13 protein-coding genes are annotated in these 18,195 nt (G+C 73.5%); 4 read left to right on the forward strand and 9 right to left on the reverse strand.

Going from position 1 to position 18,195, the window contains the following annotated elements; genetic code table 11:
• Nucleotides 1-117: 117 nt before the first annotated feature.
• The 6 genes from IE247_RS27660 to IE247_RS27685 are packed head-to-tail and all read right to left on the reverse strand — an operon-like array spanning nt 118 to nt 6,980.
• Nucleotides 118-921 carry an HpcH/HpaI aldolase/citrate lyase family protein gene (locus tag IE247_RS27660; RefSeq protein ID WP_190126029.1) on the reverse strand — a complete coding sequence of 268 codons (804 nt, stop codon included), beginning with the start codon at nt 919-921 and terminating at the stop codon, nt 118-120.
• Nucleotides 918-2,126: a CaiB/BaiF CoA transferase family protein gene (locus IE247_RS27665; RefSeq protein ID WP_190126030.1), complete on the reverse strand. Its 1,209-nt coding sequence runs from the start codon at nt 2,124-2,126 to the stop codon at nt 918-920. The genes IE247_RS27660 and IE247_RS27665 overlap by 4 nt, the downstream gene beginning before the upstream one ends.
• 34 nt (nt 2,127-2,160) lie before the next feature.
• Complete coding sequence (locus tag IE247_RS27670; protein ID WP_190126031.1) at nt 2,161-3,564, reverse strand: ADP-ribosylglycohydrolase family protein; 1,404 nt, start codon at nt 3,562-3,564, stop codon at nt 2,161-2,163.
• Nucleotides 3,561-4,733 (reverse strand): ADP-ribosylglycohydrolase family protein, encoded by a 1,173-nt coding sequence (locus tag IE247_RS27675; RefSeq protein WP_190126032.1) that lies wholly within the window; start codon nt 4,731-4,733, stop codon nt 3,561-3,563. Before IE247_RS27675 ends, IE247_RS27670 begins: the two co-directional genes overlap by 4 nt.
• Nucleotides 4,696-5,919 (reverse strand): ADP-ribosylglycohydrolase family protein, encoded by a 1,224-nt coding sequence (locus tag IE247_RS27680; protein WP_190126033.1) that lies wholly within the window; start codon nt 5,917-5,919, stop codon nt 4,696-4,698. Before IE247_RS27680 ends, IE247_RS27675 begins: the two co-directional genes overlap by 38 nt.
• Entirely contained in the window at nt 5,916-6,980 is a 1,065-nt protein-coding gene (locus IE247_RS27685; RefSeq protein WP_190126034.1) for an ADP-ribosylglycohydrolase family protein, read from the reverse strand. The genes IE247_RS27680 and IE247_RS27685 overlap by 4 nt, the downstream gene beginning before the upstream one ends.
• Before the next feature lie 206 nt (nt 6,981-7,186).
• Here IE247_RS27685 and IE247_RS27690 point away from each other — a divergent pair, with 206 nt between their 5' ends.
• From IE247_RS27690 to IE247_RS27700, 3 genes are all read left to right on the forward strand, one after another.
• Nucleotides 7,187-7,915: a VIT1/CCC1 transporter family protein gene (locus tag IE247_RS27690; RefSeq protein ID WP_190126035.1), complete on the forward strand. Its 729-nt coding sequence runs from the start codon at nt 7,187-7,189 to the stop codon at nt 7,913-7,915.
• A gap of 570 nt (nt 7,916-8,485) precedes the next feature.
• Nucleotides 8,486-13,087, forward strand: coding sequence for a glutamate synthase large subunit (gene gltB, locus IE247_RS27695; protein ID WP_190126036.1), 4,602 nt, complete (start codon nt 8,486-8,488; stop codon nt 13,085-13,087).
• On the forward strand, nt 13,080-14,540 hold the full coding sequence (locus tag IE247_RS27700; protein WP_190126037.1) for a glutamate synthase subunit beta: 1,461 nt from the start codon (nt 13,080-13,082) through the stop codon (nt 14,538-14,540). Before gltB ends, IE247_RS27700 begins: the two co-directional genes overlap by 8 nt.
• A gap of 97 nt (nt 14,541-14,637) precedes the next feature.
• Here IE247_RS27700 and IE247_RS27705 read toward each other — a convergent pair whose 3' ends face one another.
• Both IE247_RS27705 and IE247_RS27710 read right to left on the reverse strand, forming a co-directional pair.
• Entirely contained in the window at nt 14,638-16,155 is a 1,518-nt protein-coding gene (locus IE247_RS27705) for an MFS transporter (RefSeq protein ID WP_190126038.1), read from the reverse strand.
• Nucleotides 16,156-16,217: 62 nt separating this feature from the next.
• Entirely contained in the window at nt 16,218-16,505 is a 288-nt protein-coding gene (locus tag IE247_RS27710) for a hypothetical protein (protein ID WP_190126039.1), read from the reverse strand.
• A gap of 140 nt (nt 16,506-16,645) precedes the next feature.
• Between IE247_RS27710 and IE247_RS27715 the strand changes: the two genes are divergently transcribed.
• Nucleotides 16,646-17,125, forward strand: a complete 480-nt coding sequence (locus tag IE247_RS27715; protein ID WP_190126040.1) for a pyridoxamine 5'-phosphate oxidase family protein — start codon at nt 16,646-16,648, stop codon at nt 17,123-17,125.
• Nucleotides 17,126-17,135: 10 nt separating this feature from the next.
• Here IE247_RS27715 and IE247_RS27720 read toward each other — a convergent pair whose 3' ends face one another.
• Nucleotides 17,136-18,122, reverse strand: coding sequence for an acyl-CoA dehydrogenase family protein (locus IE247_RS27720; protein ID WP_190126065.1), 987 nt, complete (start codon nt 18,120-18,122; stop codon nt 17,136-17,138).
• Nucleotides 18,123-18,195 lie beyond the last annotated feature (73 nt).

Genomic DNA, 18,195 nt, shown 5'->3' on the forward strand with positions numbered 1-18,195 from the left:
GGGCGGGGGGGGCCGCCGCCGGACCCCCAGGAACAACCCCTCGCCCACCTGCCGGGGCGGAGGGATTTAGCCCGCCGGGGGGAGCCCCCCGGCGGCCACTCGCCGTTTTGACAGGCCTCAGGCGGGCCCTTCGCGCCGGGCGGCGGAGAGGGTGCGCCGGGCCGCCGCCACGATCGCCGCGTCCACGAAGCGGCCGTCGGGCAGGGCGAGGGCCCCTTCGTCCCCGGCGGCGGCCTCGACGATCTGCTCCGCCGCCTCGATCTCCCCCGGGGTGGGGCGGAAGGCCCGTTCGATGACCGGCAGCTGCCGGGGGTGGATGGCGGCCCGGCCCAGGAAGCCCAGCGCGCGGGCGTGGGCGCAGGAGGCGTAGAGCGCGTCCATGTCCCTGATGTCGGGGAAGACGGACTGGACCGGCGGCGCGAGTCCGGCCGCGCGGGCGGCGACCACGATCCGGACCCTGGGCCAGTCCAGCGAGGAGCCGTCCCGTACGCCGAGGTCGGCGCGGAGGTCCGCCTCGCCGATGGAGATGCCCCGGACGGCGGGGTGGGCGGTGGCGATGGCGTACGCGTGCTCGATCGCGAGCGCGGATTCCAGCAGCGGATGGAGGGGGACCCCGGGGGCGAGTTCCGCGATCCGGTGGATGTCAGTGGGGTGTGCGACCTTGGGTACACGCAGGGCGCAGAGGCCGGGAAGCCCGGTCAGCGTCTCGACGTCCTGGGGGGAGTTGATGCGGACATGGACGGGAAGTGGCTGGCGGGACATGAGGAGTTCCGCCGTCGCGGCGAGCGCGTACTTCTTGCGCTCGGGGGCGACCGCGTCCTCAAGGTCGACGATCACGACGTCCGCGCGCGAGCCGATCGCCTTGCGCACCACGTCGGGGCGGTCGCCGGGGGCGTAGAGATAGGTGAGGGGGATGGTCACAGGGCCCCCTGGTCACGGAGTGCGGCGATCTCCGTGCCGCTCAGGCCGAGTTCGGTGAGCACCTCCTCGGTGTCCTGGCCGTGCGGGCGGCCCGCCCAGCGGATCGCGCCGGGAGTCTCGGAGAGCCGGAAGAGGACGTTCTGCATACGGATCGTCCCCAGCTCGGGGTCGGCCACCTCGGTGATGGTGTCCAGCGCGCGGTACTGAGGGTCGTCCATCACATCGCGGATGTCGTGGATCGGGGCGATCGCGGCCTCGGCCTTCTCGAAGGCGGCCAGCGCCTCGGCCCGGGTGCGGCGGGCGATCCAGCCGCCGACCGCCGTGTCCAGCTCGTCCGCGTGCCCGGCCCGCCCGGTCCCGGTGGCGAACCAGGGCTCCTCGGTCAGCTCGGGCCGGCCGACCAGCCGCATCACGCGTTCGGCGACGGACTGGGCGGAGGTGGAGACGGCGACCCAGTGGCCGTCGGCGGTGCGGTAGGTGTTGCGCGGCGCGTTGTTCAGGGAGCGGTTGCCGGTGCGTTCCTGGACATGGCCGAGCTGGTCGTACCAGAGGGGCTGCGGGCCGAGCACGGTGAGGATCGGTTCGATGATCGCCATGTCCACCACCTGGCCCCGGCCGGTGGCGGCGCGGGCGGCGAGCGCGGTGAGCACCGCGTAGGAGGTGGCGAGGGCGGCGATCGAGTCGGCGAGTCCGAAGGGAGGCAGGGTCGGCGGGCCGTCGGGTTCGCCGGTGACGGCGGCGAAGCCGCTCATGGCCTCGGCGAGGGTGCCGAAACCGGGGCGGTGGGAGTACGGGCCGAACTGGCCGAAGCCGGTGACCCGGGTCAGCACCAGCCCGGGGGCGACGGCGCTCAGCTCCGGCCAGCCCAGGCCCCATCGCTCCAGGGTGCCCGGACGGAAGTTCTCGATGACCACATCGGCGGTGGCGGCCAGCCGGAGGAGGGTGTCGCGGCCGCCGGGGGCGGACAGGTCGAGGGTGATGGCGCGCTTGTTGCGGCCGAGCAGCTTCCACCACAGACCGACGCCGTTCTTGGCGGGTCCGTGCCCCCGGGAGGGGTCGGGGCGGCGGGGGTGCTCGACCTTGATGACCTCCGCGCCGAAGTCGCCGAGCAGGGTGGCGGCGAGCGGCCCCGCGAAGAGGGTCGCCAGATCCAGGACGCGCAGACCCTGAAGGGGGGTGGGAGCGGTGGGGAGGGCGTGGGTCATGAGGTGCCGCCGATCTCGGGTGGCGCGGTGCCGGTCATGGGCGGATCGCCTCCTGGTGGGTGAGCCGGGCGAGGGCGTCGAAACCGATGCCGTCGAAGCCGGTGACGGAGGTGGCGAGCCGGTTCTTCAGCGGGGCGGTCCAGCGCTCGGGGAGGGCCTCGGGGGCCCCGGCGAGCAGCCCCGCGACGGACCCGGCGGTCGCCCCGTTGGAGTCGGTGTCCCAGCCTCCGGAGACGGCCCGGCAGACCGAGCCGGTGAAGTCGCCGTCGGCGTGGGTGAGGGCGGCGGCGAGCAGCGCCGCGTTGGGGACGGCGTGGACCCAGTGGCGGTCGCCGTGGGCGGCGTGCAGCCGGTCCACGACCGTGTCGAAGCGGGGTTCGGCGCGGGCCGCCGCGATGCCGGAGCGGACCGCGCGGGCGAGCCGGGAGTCCGGGGGCACCACGGTGAGTCCGGCGGCGAGCGCGCCGTGCACGTCGTGGCCGCCGCCGGCCGCCGCCGCGATGACGGCGGCGATGAACATCGCGCTGTGGACGCCGCTCGCGGTGTGGGTGAGGACGGCGTCGCGATGGGCCTGCTCGGCGGCGGCCCCCGGGTCGCCGGGGTGAGTCCAGCCGTGCACATCGGCCCGGATGGCCGCCCCGATCCACTCCCGGAAGGGGTTGTGGCGGCGCGCGGTGAGCGGGGGTTCGATCCCGGAGAGGAGATTGCGGTAGGCGACGCGCTCGGCGGTGAAGACGCGTCCGGCGGGGAGTTCGTCCAGCCACAGCCGCGCCACGTCGGCGGTGCGGAAGCCGCGGCCGTGCCGCTGGAGCAGCAGGAGGTTGAGGAGCGGGTAGTTGAGGTCGTCGTCCTCGGGCATGCCGTCGATGTTCTCGGCGAGGGAGGTGGGCGCGGAGCGCCGGTTCCAGGGGTGCGCGCGGGCGAGTTCGGCGGGGACGCCCCGGCCGGTGAACCAGGTGGTGAGCGGCCAGTTCCCGGTGGCCCGGCCGAGAGCGCGGATGGCGTGCAGCGGAAGCTTCTCCACCGGCTTCCCCAGCAGACAGCCCACGGCCCGCCCCAGCCACGCGGCGTGCAGCGCCTCCACGGCGGGCCCCGCCGCCGCCCGCGCGCGCGGAACACGGGGCTCCGGCGGCTCCGGCTCCGGGGTGGGCCAGTCGGGGCAGGCGGCGCGGATGGCGGGGAGGTCGGTGGGCTCCAGCGCCGCCAGCGGGCTGGGGAGTTCGGCCAGTTCGTCCAGGAGCCGGAGTGCCAGGGCGCGCAGGGCCGGGGCGGCGGGGAGCGGTGAGACGCCCGCCGCCGGGGGCGGAGCGGGGCCGCCAGCCGCCCGCCAGACGGCGGCGATCCCCGACGCGTCCCGGCCGTCCTCCGCCGCCTGGCGCAGCTCGTGCCCGACCAGGTCCTCCGGCTGGACCCAGGTCAGCCGCAGCGCCCCGGTCACCGGGCGTCGTCCGCCGTCAGCAGGGCGAGAGCGTCCTCATGGGCCCGGCGGCGCGCCCGGTCGCGCGCGAAGACCTCCCGGGTCACCGAGGCCAGCTCCCTCGCGGGGGCGTGCAGATCGAGCCGGCTGGCCTCGGCGACCGGCTTCGCCCACTCCCTCGGCACCGAGGCCTCGCCCCCGAGCGCCCCGGCGATCGCCCCGGCCATGGTCGCGATCGAGTCGCAGTCCCGGCCGTAGTTGACCGAGCCCAGCACCGTACGGCGGTAGTCGCCCCCGCCGATCAGCAGCATGCCCAGCGCGATCGGCAGCTCCTCGACGGAGTGCACCCGGGAGGGGCGGCGGGCCGCGAGCGAGGGGGCGCGGTACTCCGGGCCGACGGTGTCGAAGGGGGCGATCGCCGCCCGCAGCGGGGCGAGCGCGGGCTCGAAGTCCGTGTGCCGCACGGCGACGCCCGCCACCGCCTCGATCGCGGCCCGGGTGCCGTCCTTCGCCAGAGCGAGCGCCGTGTCGATGACGGCGGCGGGCGTCGCCCCCGGCACACAGGCCGCGGCGACGGCCGCCGCGAAGACCCCCGCCGCCTCGCGTCCGTAGGAGGACTGGTGCGCGCCCGCGATGTCGAGGGCCTCGGCGTAGGCGGCCCGGGGGTCGGCCGCGTTGACCAGCCCCACCGGGGCCATGTACATGGCCGCGCCGCAGTTGACGATGTTTCCGGAGCCCGCCTCGCGCGGGTCGTGGTGGCCGTAGTGGATCCGGGTCACCAGCCACTTCTCGGCGAGGAAGAGCCGCTGGACGGGGAGCGCCTCGGCCTCCAGCTCCGGGATCCAGCGGGGGGTGGTGATCAGGTCCGGCACCAGGTGGTCCGCGACGGCGTGGGCGTCGAGGTGGTCGCGGACCCTGGCGTACACCCTGATCAGGGCATGGGTCATCAGGGTGTCGTCGGTGACGTGCCCGTCGCCCTTGTGGTACGGGGCGAGCGGGCGGGCGGTGCGCCAGTCCTCGCCGTGCCAGGGGCCGACGATGCCGCGGATCCGGCCGCCGTGGCGCTCGGCGATCTGCTCGGGGCTGTAGCCCTCGACCGGGCCGCCGAGCGCGTCGCCGACGGCGGCGCCGATCAGACTGCCGGTGATCCGGTCATCGAGTCCCGGAACGGTGGGTGAAATCAGCGTCATGCCGGAATTGTCCACCCGGGATGGCCGGTTCCGTGTCTGCCAGCCTCTCGGCGAGTTTCACCAGATCCGTCCCCGCGAGCCGGGGCAGCGCACAGCCCGCGAGGGTCCGGCAGGCCTCGCGCCAGCCGGCCGGGATCGCGTCGCCGCCGCCGAGCGCGCCGGTCAGCGCCCCGGCGAGGGCGGGGGCCGAGTCGGCGACCCGGGAGAGACAGGCGGCGGTGGGCACCGCCTCCGACACCCGGCCCCGGGCCGCCGTGGCGACGGCGAGCGCGACCGGCACGGTCTCGGCCGCCGCGATGCCGTAGCTGTAGACGTGGTCCACGATCTGATGCTCCAGCAGGGGCACGAGGTCGAACGCGGCGGCGGAGTCCCGGGCGAGCCGGACCGCGTGCTGGGCGTTGCGGCCGATCTCGGTGCCGGCGGGGAGCTGGGCGAGGGCGGCGTCCACCGCTTCGTCGACCGCCGCCCCGCCGAGGGCCGCCGCGACGGCCGCCGCCATGGCGCGCGCGCCGTGCACCCCGTCGCCGTCCTGGGTGTAGCGCGCGTCGAACTCGGCGAGGGTGGCGGCCGACGCGGGATCCCCGGGGTGGACGACCGCGAGCACGACCGCCCGTACACAGGCGGCGTCGTCGAAGTAGTGGGGGTTGTCGTGACCGGTGGCGGGCGGGCGCAGTCCGGTGGCCAGATTGCCGAGACCGGCGCGTACGGAGATCCGGGCGCGCAGCGGGAGCACGGCGGACTCCACCTCGGGGGCGCGGGCGGCCGCGGCGGCGACCTCGCCCGCGAGGGAGTTCCAGGCGAGATCGACCGCGGCGCGCATCCGGCGGCCGGGGGTGAGCCCGGCGAAGAGCGGCCCGGCGGCGGTGAGCACGGTCTCGGCGGTGAAGGCCGCCCACTCGGCGTCGTCGGAGGGCCCGAGCCGCAGCGGCTCGGGCGGCTGGTTGAGGGCGATGGGCACGGGGAGGGTGGTGGTGGCGTTCTGCTCGGCGAAGGTGTCCAGCTCCCGGGTGAGCCGGCGGGTCCACTCCGGCATCCGGGCCGCCCGGTGCCGGGCGGCGGGCCATCCGGCCGCGTCCCCTGCCGCCAGCCCCAGCAGCAGTCCCTCGACCGGCCGCGCCCACCCCTCCCGCCGCCCGGCGCTCCCGCAGGGGTCCGGGGCCGGGCCGGTCGTCGCCGCGCTGGTCATGACGCGCCCCCGGGACGGTCCTCGCCGGGGGCCAGCAGATCGGCGACGTCGAGGACATGGTGGCCCCGCATGGCGGGCAGACAGCTTCCGCGCACCGGCCCGATCGCCGCCGCCCACTCGGGAGGGATCGCCCCCACCCCCGACACCGCGCCCGCCAGCGCCCCCGCGACCGCCGCCGTGGTGTCGGCGTCCCGGCCCATGTTGACGGCGGTCAGCACCGACGTACGGAAGTCGCCGCGCGCGGCGGTGAACGCGCCGAAGGCCAGCCCCACCGCCTCCGGGGCCAGATCCGTCCAGGGGTAGCCGCCGATCACCACCGAGGAGCGCACCGCCCGCTCCATGGTGAGGACGTCCGGGTAGTCGCGCTGGGCCGTCACCACCCCCCGGCGCAGTGAGCGGGCCGTCCAGGAGTCCATCGGGATCACCGAGAGGGCCGCGCCGATCACCCCGGCCGGGCCCGCGCCCGCCATCGCGGCGGCCACTCCGGCGGCCACCGCCTGCCCGCCGTAGATCCCCTCGCCGTCGTGGCTGACCGTGCCGTCGATCGCCACCAGCCGGGCCGCCTCCAGGGGACGGCCCGCCGCGTACACCCCGAACGGGGCCGCGCGCATCGCCAGACCGTCGCTCCAGGCGTGCCGGTGCTGGGCCGAGATGGGCGCGGCGAGCCCTCGCCGCAGATTCTCCAGGGTGCCGCGCTCGCTGAACCCCGCGCCCCGGAACGGCCCCTCGTCCAGATCCGCGATCCAGTGGTGCCACGCCGCCTCCACCTGCGCGACGGTGAGCTCCGAGCCGTGCCGGGCCAGCAGCAGCCCGGAGAAGATCGCGTACTCGGTGTCGTCCGTGCCCGCCGGATCGTCCGCCACGAAACCCTCGATCCGCCCCCATCTGCGGCGGATCTCGGACGGCCGCAGATTCTCCGCCGGCGCGCCCAGCGCGTCGCCCACCGCGAGCCCCAGCAGCGCTCCGTACGCCCGCTCCCGGGGGGAGGGGCCGGCCGCGGGCGGCGGGAGGGCGGGCCCGTGCCCGGCCGGACCGGGGGGACTGTCTGCGGTCAACTCCATTGGGCGGACCCCTTTCGCGCGCGAGCCAGGTCGTCTGGATCTGTGCCCCGGGGGGCCCGCCGCGAGTCGAAGAAACCTTTCTGTCACCCCCTCGACGCCAGGTAAGTACGGCCTGCCTTGCTGGCAGGCTCCTTACTTCGTGCGTATTTTCGGTGGTGTTCGAGGGGTGCGCCGCGATCAGCGGCGCACTGGGAAAGGGGAGAGCTGTGTCCATCATCGAGGCCGGGGCGTCGCTGCACGAGGCGCACCGGGACAACCACACCCACCGTGATGTCAACGGCGGCTGGCTGCGTCCCGCGGTCTTCGGCGCGATGGACGGACTGGTCTCCAACCTCGCCCTGATGACCGGTGTCGCGGGCGGTTCGGCCTCCCAGCAGACCATGGTGATCACGGGTCTCGCGGGGCTGGCCGCGGGCGCGTTCTCGATGGCGGCGGGCGAGTACACCTCCGTCGCCTCCCAGCGGGAGCTGGTCGAGGCGGAACTGGAGGTCGAGCGCCGGGAGTTGCGCAAGCACCCGGTCGACGAGATGGAGGAGCTGGCGGCGCTGTACGTCGCACGGGGCGTGGAGCCCGCGCTCGCCCGCGAGGTGGCGATGCAGCTCTCCAGGGATCCGGAGCAGGCGCTGGAGATCCACGCCCGTGAGGAGCTGGGCATCGATCCGGACGATCTGCCCTCCCCGGCCCTCGCGGCCGTCTCGTCCTTCGCCGCCTTCGCGCTGGGCGCACTGCTGCCCGTACTGCCCTATCTGCTCGGCGCGACCGCGCTGTGGCCCGCGGTGCTGCTGGCGCTGGCGGGACTGTTCGGATGCGGGGCGCTGGTGGCCCGGGTGACGGCCCGGGGCTGGTGGTACAGCGGAATGCGGCAGCTGCTGCTGGGCGGTGCCGCCGCGGCGGTGACCTACGGGCTCGGGATGGCGTTCGGCGCGGCCCTCTGACGCGCCGGGCCGCCTCCCCGGGCCCCGTCCGCCCCCGGTCAGCCCCCGTCGGACCTGCGGCCGGGTCCCGTCCGCCCCGTCGGACCGCGGCCGGGGCCGTCTCCCGGGTGTCCACGGCCGTGCCCCGGGGGTTTCGCCCGTGTTCCGGCCGGGTAAAGCCCCGGACCCCGCCTCCTCCACTCCGGAGGCGGCGGATTCCCCACCCCTCGGCCATGCTTTTTTATGCAGGATCAGGCGAGCGGGATCCAGCCCTGGGGCGGTTTATCCGGCCCAGGGGTGAGACACTATGCAAGGCACTGCAAAAGTAGCCGTAACTCGTCGGTTTCAAATCCCTGATCACCGGGCATGAGCCGAAGGCGCCGCGGGCAATGAAGCCTGCTCTGCGAAGGTCCTGCGGATACCGATCTGTCCGTTGACGACCCACCTGTACCGCCCCGTGCGGTGTCCGCATACTGGAATGAGTTATCCGCTTCCCGGGAACCTTTCCATCATGTAACCTGCACGAAATTTCGCGGAGGGCCAACGTCGTCCCTCGGTACTGAACATGCCACGACGACGACGGGAGAGCCGATGCGTTCCGACGCCTGGTCGCCCATGGACGGTCGACCCGCCCCCCAGGGGATGTACGACCCCCGTAACGAACACGACGCCTGCGGTGTCGGGTTCGTGGCCACCCTGACCGGTGTTGCCAGCCATGAGCTGGTGGAACAGGCGCTGACCGTACTTCGGAACCTGGAGCACCGAGGTGCCACCGGCTCCGAGCCCGACTCGGGGGACGGCGCCGGAATCCTGTTCCAGGTGCCCGACGCGTTCCTGCGCGAGGTCACCCCCTTCGAGCTGCCCGAGGCCGGCGCGTACGCCGTCGGCATCGCCTTCCTCCCCGAGGAGGAGACCTCCGAAGCCGTCTCACGCATCGAGACGATCGCCGCCGAAGAGGGACTCAACGTCCTCGGCTGGCGCGAGGTCCCCGTCACCCCCGATCTCCTCGGCAACGGCGCCCGCGCCACCATGCCTGTTTTCCGCCAGATATTCGTGGCCGACAGCGCCGGGGAGAGCGGGGAGAGCGGGGAGAGCGGGCACGGATCGGCCGCCACCGGGATCGCGCTCGACCGGAAGACCTTCGTCCTCCGCAAGCGCTCCGAGCGCGAGGCCGGCGTCTACTTCCCCTCGCTCTCCGCCCGTACCGTCGTCTACAAGGGCATGCTCACCACCGGCCAGCTGGAGCCGTTCTTCCCGGACCTCTCCGACCGCCGGCTCGCCTCCGCCGTGGCCCTCGTCCACTCGCGGTTCTCCACCAACACCTTCCCGAGCTGGCCGCTGGCCCACCCGTACCGCTTCGTCGCCCACAACGGCGAGATCAACACGGTCAAGGGCAACCGCAACTGGATGCGCGCCCGCGAGTCCCAGCTCGCCTCCGGCCTCTTCGGCGCCGCCGAGCTGGACCGGATCTTCCCGGTCTGCACGCCGGACGCCTCCGACTCCGCCTCCTTCGACGAGGTCCTGGAACTGCTCCACCTCGGCGGCCGCTCGCTGCCCCACGCGGTGCTGATGATGGTCCCCGAGGCGTGGGAGAACCACGACTCCATGGACCCGGCCCGGCGCGCCTTCTACCAGTACCACTCCACGATGATGGAGCCCTGGGACGGCCCGGCCTGTGTCACCTTCACCGACGGGGTCCAGGTCGGCGCGGTCCTGGACCGCAACGGGCTGCGCCCGGGACGGTACTGGGTCACCGACGACGGCCTGGTCGTCCTCTCCTCCGAGGTCGGCGTCCTCGACATCGACCCCGCGAAGGTCGTCCGCAAGGGCCGCCTCCAGCCCGGCCGGATGTTCCTTGTGGACACCGCCGAGCACCGCATCATCGAGGACGACGAGATCAAGGCCTCGCTGGCCGCCGAGCACCCCTACGCGGAGTGGCTCGACGCCGGGACCATCGAGCTGGAGGACCTGCCCGAGCGGGAGCACATCGTGCACACCCACGCCTCGGTCACCCGCCGCCAGCAGACCTTCGGCTACACGGAGGAGGAGCTGCGCATCATCCTCGCGCCGATGGCGAGGACCGGTGGCGAGCCCCTCGGATCCATGGGAACCGACTCCCCGATCGCGGCGATATCCCAGCGGCCCCGGCTGCTCTTCGACTACTTCACCCAGCTCTTCGCCCAGGTCACCAACCCCCCGCTGGACGCGATCCGCGAGGAACTGGTCACCTCCCTGCTCTCCACCCTCGGCCCGGCCGGCAATCTGCTGGAGCCCAACGCCGCCTCCTGCCGCAGCGTCACCCTGCCCTTCCCGGTGATCGACAACGACGAGCTGGCCAAGCTCGTCCACATCAACGCCGACGGCGACATGCCCGGGATGAAGGCCGCCACCCTCTCCGGCCTCTACCGGGTCGCGGGCGGCGGCGACGCGCTCGCCGCCCGTATCGACGCCATCTGCGCCGAGGCCGACGCGGCCATCGCGGACGGCATCCGGCTGATCGTGCTCTCCGACCGCCACTCCGACGCCGAGCACGCGCCGATCCCCTCCCTGCTCCTGACCTCCGCCGTCCACCACCACCTCATCCGCACCAAGCAGCGCACCCAGGTGGGCCTGCTGGTCGAGGCGGGCGACGTCCGCGAGGTCCACCATGTGGCGCTGCTGATCGGCTACGGCGCGGCCGCCGTCAACCCGTATCTGGCGATGGAGTCCGTCGAGGACCTGGTCCGCGCGGGCACCTTCATCGAGGGCATCGAACCCGAGCAGGCCATCCGCAATCTGATCCACGCCCTCGGCAAGGGGGTGCTGAAGGTGATGTCCAAGATGGGCATCTCCACCGTCGCCTCCTACCGGGGCGCGCAGGTCTTCGAGGCCATCGGCCTGGACGAGACCTTCGTCGAGCGGTACTTCAACGGCACCGCCAGCAAGATCGGCGGCGCGGGCCTCTCCGTCGTCGCCGACGAGGTCGCCGCCCGCCACGCCAAGGCGTACCCCGCTTCCGGCATCGCCCCGGCGCACCGCGCGCTGGACATCGGCGGCGAGTACCAGTGGCGCCGCGAGGGCGAGCCGCACCTGTTTGACCCGGACACGGTCTTCCGCCTCCAGCACTCCACCCGCAACCGCCGCTACGACATCTTCAAGCAGTACACGGACCGGGTGAACGAGCAGTCCGAGCGGCTGATGACGCTGCGCGGCCTCTTCGGCTTCAACTCCGACCGGACCCCGGTCCCGCTCGACGAGGTCGAGCCCGTCTCCGAGATCGTCAAGCGGTTCTCCACCGGCGCGATGTCGTACGGATCCATCTCCCGCGAGGCCCACGAGACCCTCGCCATCGCCATGAACCAGCTCGGCGGCAAGTCGAACACCGGCGAGGGCGGCGAGGACCCGGACCGGCTCTACGACCCCGCCCGGCGCTCCAGCATCAAGCAGGTCGCCTCCGGCCGCTTCGGCGTCACCAGCGAGTACCTCGTCAACGCCGACGACATCCAGATCAAGATGGCGCAGGGGGCCAAGCCCGGCGAGGGCGGCCAGCTCCCCGGCCACAAGGTCTACCCCTGGGTCGCCAAGACCCGGCACTCCACCCCCGGAGTCGGACTCATCTCCCCGCCGCCGCACCACGACATCTACTCCATCGAGGATCTCGCCCAGCTGATCCACGACCTCAAGAACGCCAACCCGAAGGCCCGCATCCACGTCAAGCTGGTCTCCGAGGTCGGCGTCGGCACCGTCGCCGCCGGCGTCTCCAAGGCCCACGCCGACGTGGTGCTCATCTCCGGGCACGACGGCGGCACCGGAGCCTCCCCGCTCACCAGCCTCAAGCACGCGGGCGGCCCCTGGGAGCTGGGACTCGCCGAGACCCAGCAGACCCTGCTCCTCAACGGGCTGCGCGACCGGATCGTGGTGCAGACCGACGGCCAGCTCAAGACCGGCCGCGACGTCGTCGTCGCCGCCCTGCTGGGAGCCGAGGAGTTCGGCTTCGCCACCGCCCCGCTGGTCGTCTCCGGCTGCGTCATGATGCGCGTCTGCCATCTGGACACCTGCCCGGTCGGCATCGCCACCCAGAACCCGGTGCTGCGCGACCGCTTCTCCGGCAAGGCCGAGTACGTCGTCAACTTCTTCCAGTTCATCGCCGAGGAAGTCCGCGAACTCCTCGCCGAGCTGGGCTTCCGCACCATCGAGGAGGCCGTCGGCCACGCCGAACTCCTCGACACCGAGCGGGCCGTCGACCACTTCAAGGCCCAGGGCCTCAACCTCGCCCCGCTCTTCCACGTCCCCGAGCTGCCCGCCGGGGCGGTGCGCCACGCACTGATCGAGCAGGACCACGGGCTGGCCAAGGCGCTCGACAACCAGCTGATCAGGCTGGCCGTCGACGCGCTGGGCGCGGACAGCGCCGAGAGCGCCCAGCCGGTCCGCGCCCAGGTCCCCATCCGGAACATCAACCGGACCGTCGGCACCATGCTGGGCCACGAGGTGACCCGCAGGTTCGGCGGCGCGGGCCTGCCCGACGACACCATCGACATCACCTTCACCGGCTCGGCGGGCCAGTCCTTCGGGGCCTTCCTGCCGCGCGGAGTCACCCTCCGGCTGGAGGGCGACGCCAACGACTATGTCGGCAAGGGCCTCTCCGGCGGCCGGATCGTCGTCCGCCCCGACCGGGGCGCCGACCATCTCGCCGAGTACTCCACCATCGCGGGCAACACCATCGGCTACGGAGCCACCGGCGGCGAGCTGTTCCTGCGCGGTCGCACCGGCGAGCGCTTCTGCGTCCGTAACTCCGGCGCCACCGTGATCTCCGAGGGCGTGGGCGACCACGGCTGCGAGTACATGACCGGCGGTCACGCGGTCGTCCTCGGCGAGACCGGACGCAACTTCGCGGCCGGTATGTCCGGCGGCGTCGCCTACGTCATCGACCTCGACCGGGACAACGTCAACTCCGGCAACCTGGGCGCGGTCGAGACCCTCACCGACGCCGACCGGCAGTGGCTGCACGACGCCGTGCGCCGCCACCAGGAGGAGACGGGCTCCACCGTCGCGGAGAAGCTCCTCGCCGACTGGCCCGCCGCCGCCGCCCGCTTCAGCAAGATCATCCCGACCACGTACAAGGCAGTGCTCGCCGCCAAGGACGCCGCTGAGCTGGCCGGTCTCTCCGAGCAGGAGACCACCGAGAAGATGATGGAGGCGGCGACCAATGGCTGACCCCAAGGGCTTCCTGACCACCGGGCGCGAGGTCGCGAAGACCCGTCCGGTGGGCGAGCGACTCAAGGACTGGAACGAGGTCTACGTCCCGGGCTCCCTGCTGCCGATCATCAGCAAGCAGGCCGGCCGCTGCATGGACTGCGGCATCCCCTTCTGTCACAACGGCTGCCCGCTCGGAAACCTCATCCCCGAGTGGAACGACTACGCCTACCGCGAGGACTGGGCCGCCGCGAGCGAGCGGCTGCACGCCACCAACAACTTCCCGGAGTTCACCGGGCGGCTCTGCCCCGCGCCCTGCGAGTCGGCCTGCGTCCTCGGCATCAACCAGCCCGCCGTCACCATCAAGAACGTCGAAGTCTCCATCATCGACAGGGCCTGGGACTCCGGCGACGTCACCCCGCGCCCCCCGGAGCGGCTCTCCGGCAAGACCGTGGCCGTCATCGGCTCGGGCCCGGCCGGTCTCGCCGCCGCCCAGCAGCTCACCCGGGCCGGTCACACCGTCGCCGTCTACGAGCGCGCCGACCGCATCGGCGGACTGCTGCGCTACGGCATCCCCGAGTTCAAGATGGAGAAGGTGCACATCAACCGCCGCATCGAGCAGATGCGCGCGGAGGGCACCAAGTTCCGCACCGAGGTGGAGATCGGCCGCGACATCGACGCGGCCAAGCTGCGCCGGAGGTACGACGCGGTCGTCATCGCGGCCGGCGCGACCGTCTCCCGCGATCTGCCCGTCCCCGGCCGTGAGCTGAAGGGCATCCACTTCGCGATGGAGTACCTGCCGCTCGCGAACAAGGTGTGCGAGGGCGACTTCATCGCCCCGCCGATCACCGCCGAGGGCAAGCACGTGGTCGTCATCGGCGGCGGCGACACCGGCGCCGACTGCGTGGGCACCGCCAACCGCCAGGGCGCGCTCTCCGTCACCCAGCTGGAGATCATGCCCCGGCCGGGCGACGAGCGGAGCGCGGGCCAGCCCTGGCCCACCTTCCCGATGCTCTACAAGGTCACCTCCGCCCACGAGGAGGGCGCCGAGCGGGTCTACTCCGTCTCCACCACCCACTTCGAGGGCGACGAGGACGGACAGGTCCAGGCGCTGCATCTGATCGAGGTGGAGTTCAAGAACGGCAAGCTGGAGCGGAAGCCGGGCACCGAGCGGGTGCTCCCCGCCCAGCTGGTCACCCTCGCGATGGGCTTCACCGGCACCGACCGCGCCAACGGACTGGTCGAGCAGTTCGGCCTGGAGCTGGACGAGCGCGGTAATGTGGCCCGTGACGCGGAGTTCGCGACCAACGTCGACGGTGTGTACGTCGCGGGGGACGCGGGCCGAGGCCAGTCACTGATCGTGTGGGCCATCGCCGAGGGCCGTTCCGCGGCTCGCGGAGTGGACCGCTATCTGACCGGTGCGAGCGAACTGCCCGCCCCGATCCGTCCCACGGACCGCGCGCTCACCGTCTGACGCCGGACCGCCACAGACGTCCCGTACAAAGGCGTGCGGAACTGACAACAGCGCTTGCCCCGTCCCCGACCGGATGGGCAGGCGCTGTTGCGCGTCCTCAGCCGGAGACCTCAGCCGGCTCCGACTCCTGCTCCGGCTGCCGCTCCTGCTCCGGCTTCTGCTTCCGGCCCGGCTCCGGCACGGCTTCGTCGGTACGGGGGCGCAGCAGCCGCCCCGCCAGCACCGCCGCGAGGAGCAGGGCCACCCCCACCCCGCCCAGCAGGCTCTGCCAGGCCGAGGTGAACTCGCCCGCGACCTCCGGGCCCCGGCCCGTCACCACCAGATCCGCCCGCGCCCGGTCGCCCGTCCCGGACTCCACCAGCGTCGTCAGCGCCGCGCCGAAGCCCGTCAGCACCAGCGTCCCCGCCACGCTCCGGCCCGTGCTCAGCAGCCCGGACGCCATGCCCATCCGCTCGGCGGCGACCGAGCCCAGGGCCTGGGCGTCGATCTGGCCGAGCCCGAGACCGCTGCCCGCCCCGATCAGCAGCAGCGGCAGCGCGAGCCGGGCAGGCCCCGCGTCGGGGGCCAGCGTCAGCGCCAGCGAGAAGTTGCCCACGGCCGACAGCAGCAGCGCCGTCACCGCCAGATACCGGGCCGGCAGCCCCCGGGCGACCAGCAGCCCGCCGACGGTCGGCAGCGCGAACACCGGCACCGTCATCAGCAGCATCAGCACCCCCGCGTCACCGGCCGTCAGACCGCCGGTGCCCTGGAGATACGTCGGCAGGAAGACCAGCACCCCGGTCGAGCCCAGCACGATCGACATCGCGGCGAACAGCCACCCGGAGAACAGCCGGTCGCGGATCAGCGACAGATCCAGCACCGGGTGATCGCCGCGCCGCTCCACCGCGACGAAGACCACGAGCAGCACCACGCCCGCCGCCATCGGCCCCAGCACCGAGAGGGCGCCCCAGCCGGCCCCCGCGCCCTGGGTGAGCCCGAACATCAGCAGCGCGAGACCGGCGACGAAGGAGACCACCCCCGGACGGTCCACCTTCGGCCGCGCCTCGGCCCTCGACTCCGGAATCAGCCGGGTGAGCAGCAGGATCAGCACCCCGGCGAGCCCGAAGACCAGAAACGAGGCCCGCCAGCCGAACAACCCCACCAGCGCGCCCGACAGTGTCGGGCCGATCGCTATCCCGATGCCCGCGATGGTGCCCACCAGCGCGAAGACCCTGGCCCGCGCCGCCCCCTCGTACATCGTCGCGAGAATCGTCACCCCGACCGTCATCACCGCCGCCGCGCCGACCCCGGCGACTGTCCGCGCGATGTCGAGCACGGCGATGCTCTGCCCGGCCGCCGAGGCCAGCGTCCCCGCCGCGTACAGCCCCACCCCGCCCGCGTACACCGCCCGCCGCCCGAACAGATCCCCCAGCGACCCCGCCACCAGCATCACCGAGGACGCCGCCAGCACATACCCGGTCACCACCCACTGCAACGCCGCCCCCGACGCGTCCAGATCCCGCCCGATCTCGGGCAGGGCGACGGAGGTGCCGGTCATCGCCATGGGCAGGGTGAAGTAGCCGAAGAGGACGGTGAGCAGGCCGAGTGCGGGGCGGGTCAGCTGTCGTGAGGTCATGCCCCGCACTCTTCATCCTCAACTAAGGTTGAGGTCAAGGCTCTTGAGCGGCCTCTGTGCGATCAGCCTCCCGCCATCCAGTGGTGGTGCACCTCGGAGACCGTCGGGGGTTCGCCGGACGGAGTCATGTTCTGGCGTTCGGCCACCGGCATCATGCGGGCGAAGAAGTCGTCCATGGCCTGCTGGGACTCCCAGAGGTCGAACACCTCCAGGCCCGAGGCGGAGGGTACGCAGACATGGGTCAGGCAGCCCGCGTAGGTGTCGCCCGGGAGCGCCTGGAGTTCGGCGTTGAGGGCGTCGTACTGGGCGGTGGTGACGCCGGGGAGAGAGGCGTGCATGAAGATCGCCACGGGATCCTCCTGGAGGGGCGGGACGGCGGGCCTCCCCGCCGCCGTGGTGGCGGCCTCGGTCCTGCTACCAGGACAGCACTTTCGCTCGCGGGGTGCCAAACCCGACAGAAGATGTCGGGATTGCGTGGTTGGCTCCTCGTATGACGAAGACTTCGACTTCATGGACGGACTTCGAGAGGGCGGAGCCCGCTTTCGCCGGGACCGTCAGGGCGCGGTTCGAGCGGTATCGCCACCATGTGCTCGCCACGCTCCGCAAGGACGGATCCCCGAGGGTGACCGGGCTTGAGGTGATCTTCCGGGACGGGGAGCTGTGGCTGGGCATGATGCCGGGCTCGCTCAAGGCGCTGGATCTGCGGCGCGACCCGAGGTTCGCGGTGCACGCCAATCCCGGGGCGGACGACTCCATGGACGGCGGGGACGTGAAGCTCGCGGGCCGGGCCGTCGAGGTGACGGACGAGGCGGAGGTGGCACGGTTCGGCGAGGCCATCGGGCATCCGGAGGCGTTCTGTCTCTTCCGGGCGGCGGTGGGAGAGGTGGTCCGCACCTCGGTGGAGGGGGACCGGCTGGTGATCCGCTCCTGGCGTCCCGGCGGGCCGCTCGTGACCCGCGACCGCGACTGAGCGTCAGCCGTCAGCCGTCAGCCGCCAGGGCCGCCAGCAACTGGGCGCGGCAGCGGGCGGGGGTACCCCAGGCGTCACGCAGCGGGCGGGCCTTGCGGAGGAGGCGGGCGAGGTCCAGTTCGTCGGTGTAGCCGATCGCGCCGTGCAGTTGGAGGGCGGTCAGGGCGGCGGCGTACGCGGCCTCCCCGGCGGCGGTCTTCGCGGCGGCGATGTCCACGGGGCTGAGGGTGAGCGCCGCGCCGAAGACGAGCGGACGGGCGAATTCCAGGGCGATGTGCGTATCGGCGAGACGGTGCTTGACCGCCTGGAAGGACCCGATCGGGACGCCGAACTGGCGGCGCTCCCGCACATACGCCACCGTCCGCCCCAGCAGCGCCAGCCCCAGGCCCAGACACTGCGCGGCGGTGAGCAGCCGGGCGTACGCCCCGGCCAGGGCGGCGGCCCCGGCGACCGGCTCGCCCCCGGCGAGCACCGTGCCCCCGGCGGCCGGGACCGCCGACCGTCTGGCCGGATCGGTGGCGGCCCTGAGCGGTCCGTGCCCGGGGGCCGCGCGCAGCACGGCCGCCCGCCCCGGGCCGTCGTACGACACCGTCAGCACCGTCCGCGCCGCGTCCGGGTCCAGCGCGTACACCCCGCAGCCCGGCAGCACCAGCGTCGCGGGCTCCCCGGCGAGCAGCCCGGACAGTGCCTCGGACAGAGCCCCCGGCACGGGCTCCCCGGACGGCGCCCCGGGTGCGGGCTCCCCGCACTCGGCGAGACGGCCCAGCAGCACCCCCGCCGCCACCGTCTCCACCAGCGGCCCGGGCACGGCGTGGCGGCCCAGCTCGACACAGGCCACCGCCAGCTCCACCGGCAGCCGGCCGAGCCCGCCGGATGCCTCCGGCACGGCCAGCGCGAACACCCCCGCGTCCGCCAGCCGCCGGAACAGCCCCAGGCCGGGGCCGTGGTCGCCCGCCGCCCAGGCGGCGGGGGGCGGCGGGGCCCCCCCCCCCGCCAGCGGGGGGGCCCGCCGACCGCCCGACCCCCCCCGCTCCTCCCCCCCCCCGCAAAGCCCCCGCGGCGGCCCCTTC

The organism is Streptomyces inusitatus (assembly GCF_014651115.1).
GTDB lineage: Bacteria > Actinomycetota > Actinomycetes > Streptomycetales > Streptomycetaceae > Streptomyces > Streptomyces amakusaensis.

What these genes read in the sequence shown, in the direction of transcription:
- IE247_RS27700 (WP_190126037.1), top strand. Translation starts at nt 13,080, where the DNA reads ATGGCTGACCCCAAGGGCTTCCTGACCACCGGGCGCGAGGTCGCGAAG.
- gltB (WP_190126036.1), top strand. Translation starts at nt 8,486, where the DNA reads ATGCGTTCCGACGCCTGGTCGCCCATGGACGGTCGACCCGCCCCCCAG.
- IE247_RS27705 (WP_190126038.1), bottom strand. Translation starts at nt 16,155, where the DNA reads ATGACCTCACGACAGCTGACCCGCCCCGCACTCGGCCTGCTCACCGTC.
- IE247_RS27715 (WP_190126040.1), top strand. Translation starts at nt 16,646, where the DNA reads ATGACGAAGACTTCGACTTCATGGACGGACTTCGAGAGGGCGGAGCCC.
- IE247_RS27680 (WP_190126033.1), bottom strand. Translation starts at nt 5,919, where the DNA reads ATGACCAGCGCGGCGACGACCGGCCCGGCCCCGGACCCCTGCGGGAGC.
- IE247_RS27665 (WP_190126030.1), bottom strand. Translation starts at nt 2,126, where the DNA reads ATGACCCACGCCCTCCCCACCGCTCCCACCCCCCTTCAGGGTCTGCGC.
- IE247_RS27675 (WP_190126032.1), bottom strand. Translation starts at nt 4,733, where the DNA reads ATGACGCTGATTTCACCCACCGTTCCGGGACTCGATGACCGGATCACC.
- IE247_RS27685 (WP_190126034.1), bottom strand. Translation starts at nt 6,980, where the DNA reads ATGGAGTTGACCGCAGACAGTCCCCCCGGTCCGGCCGGGCACGGGCCC.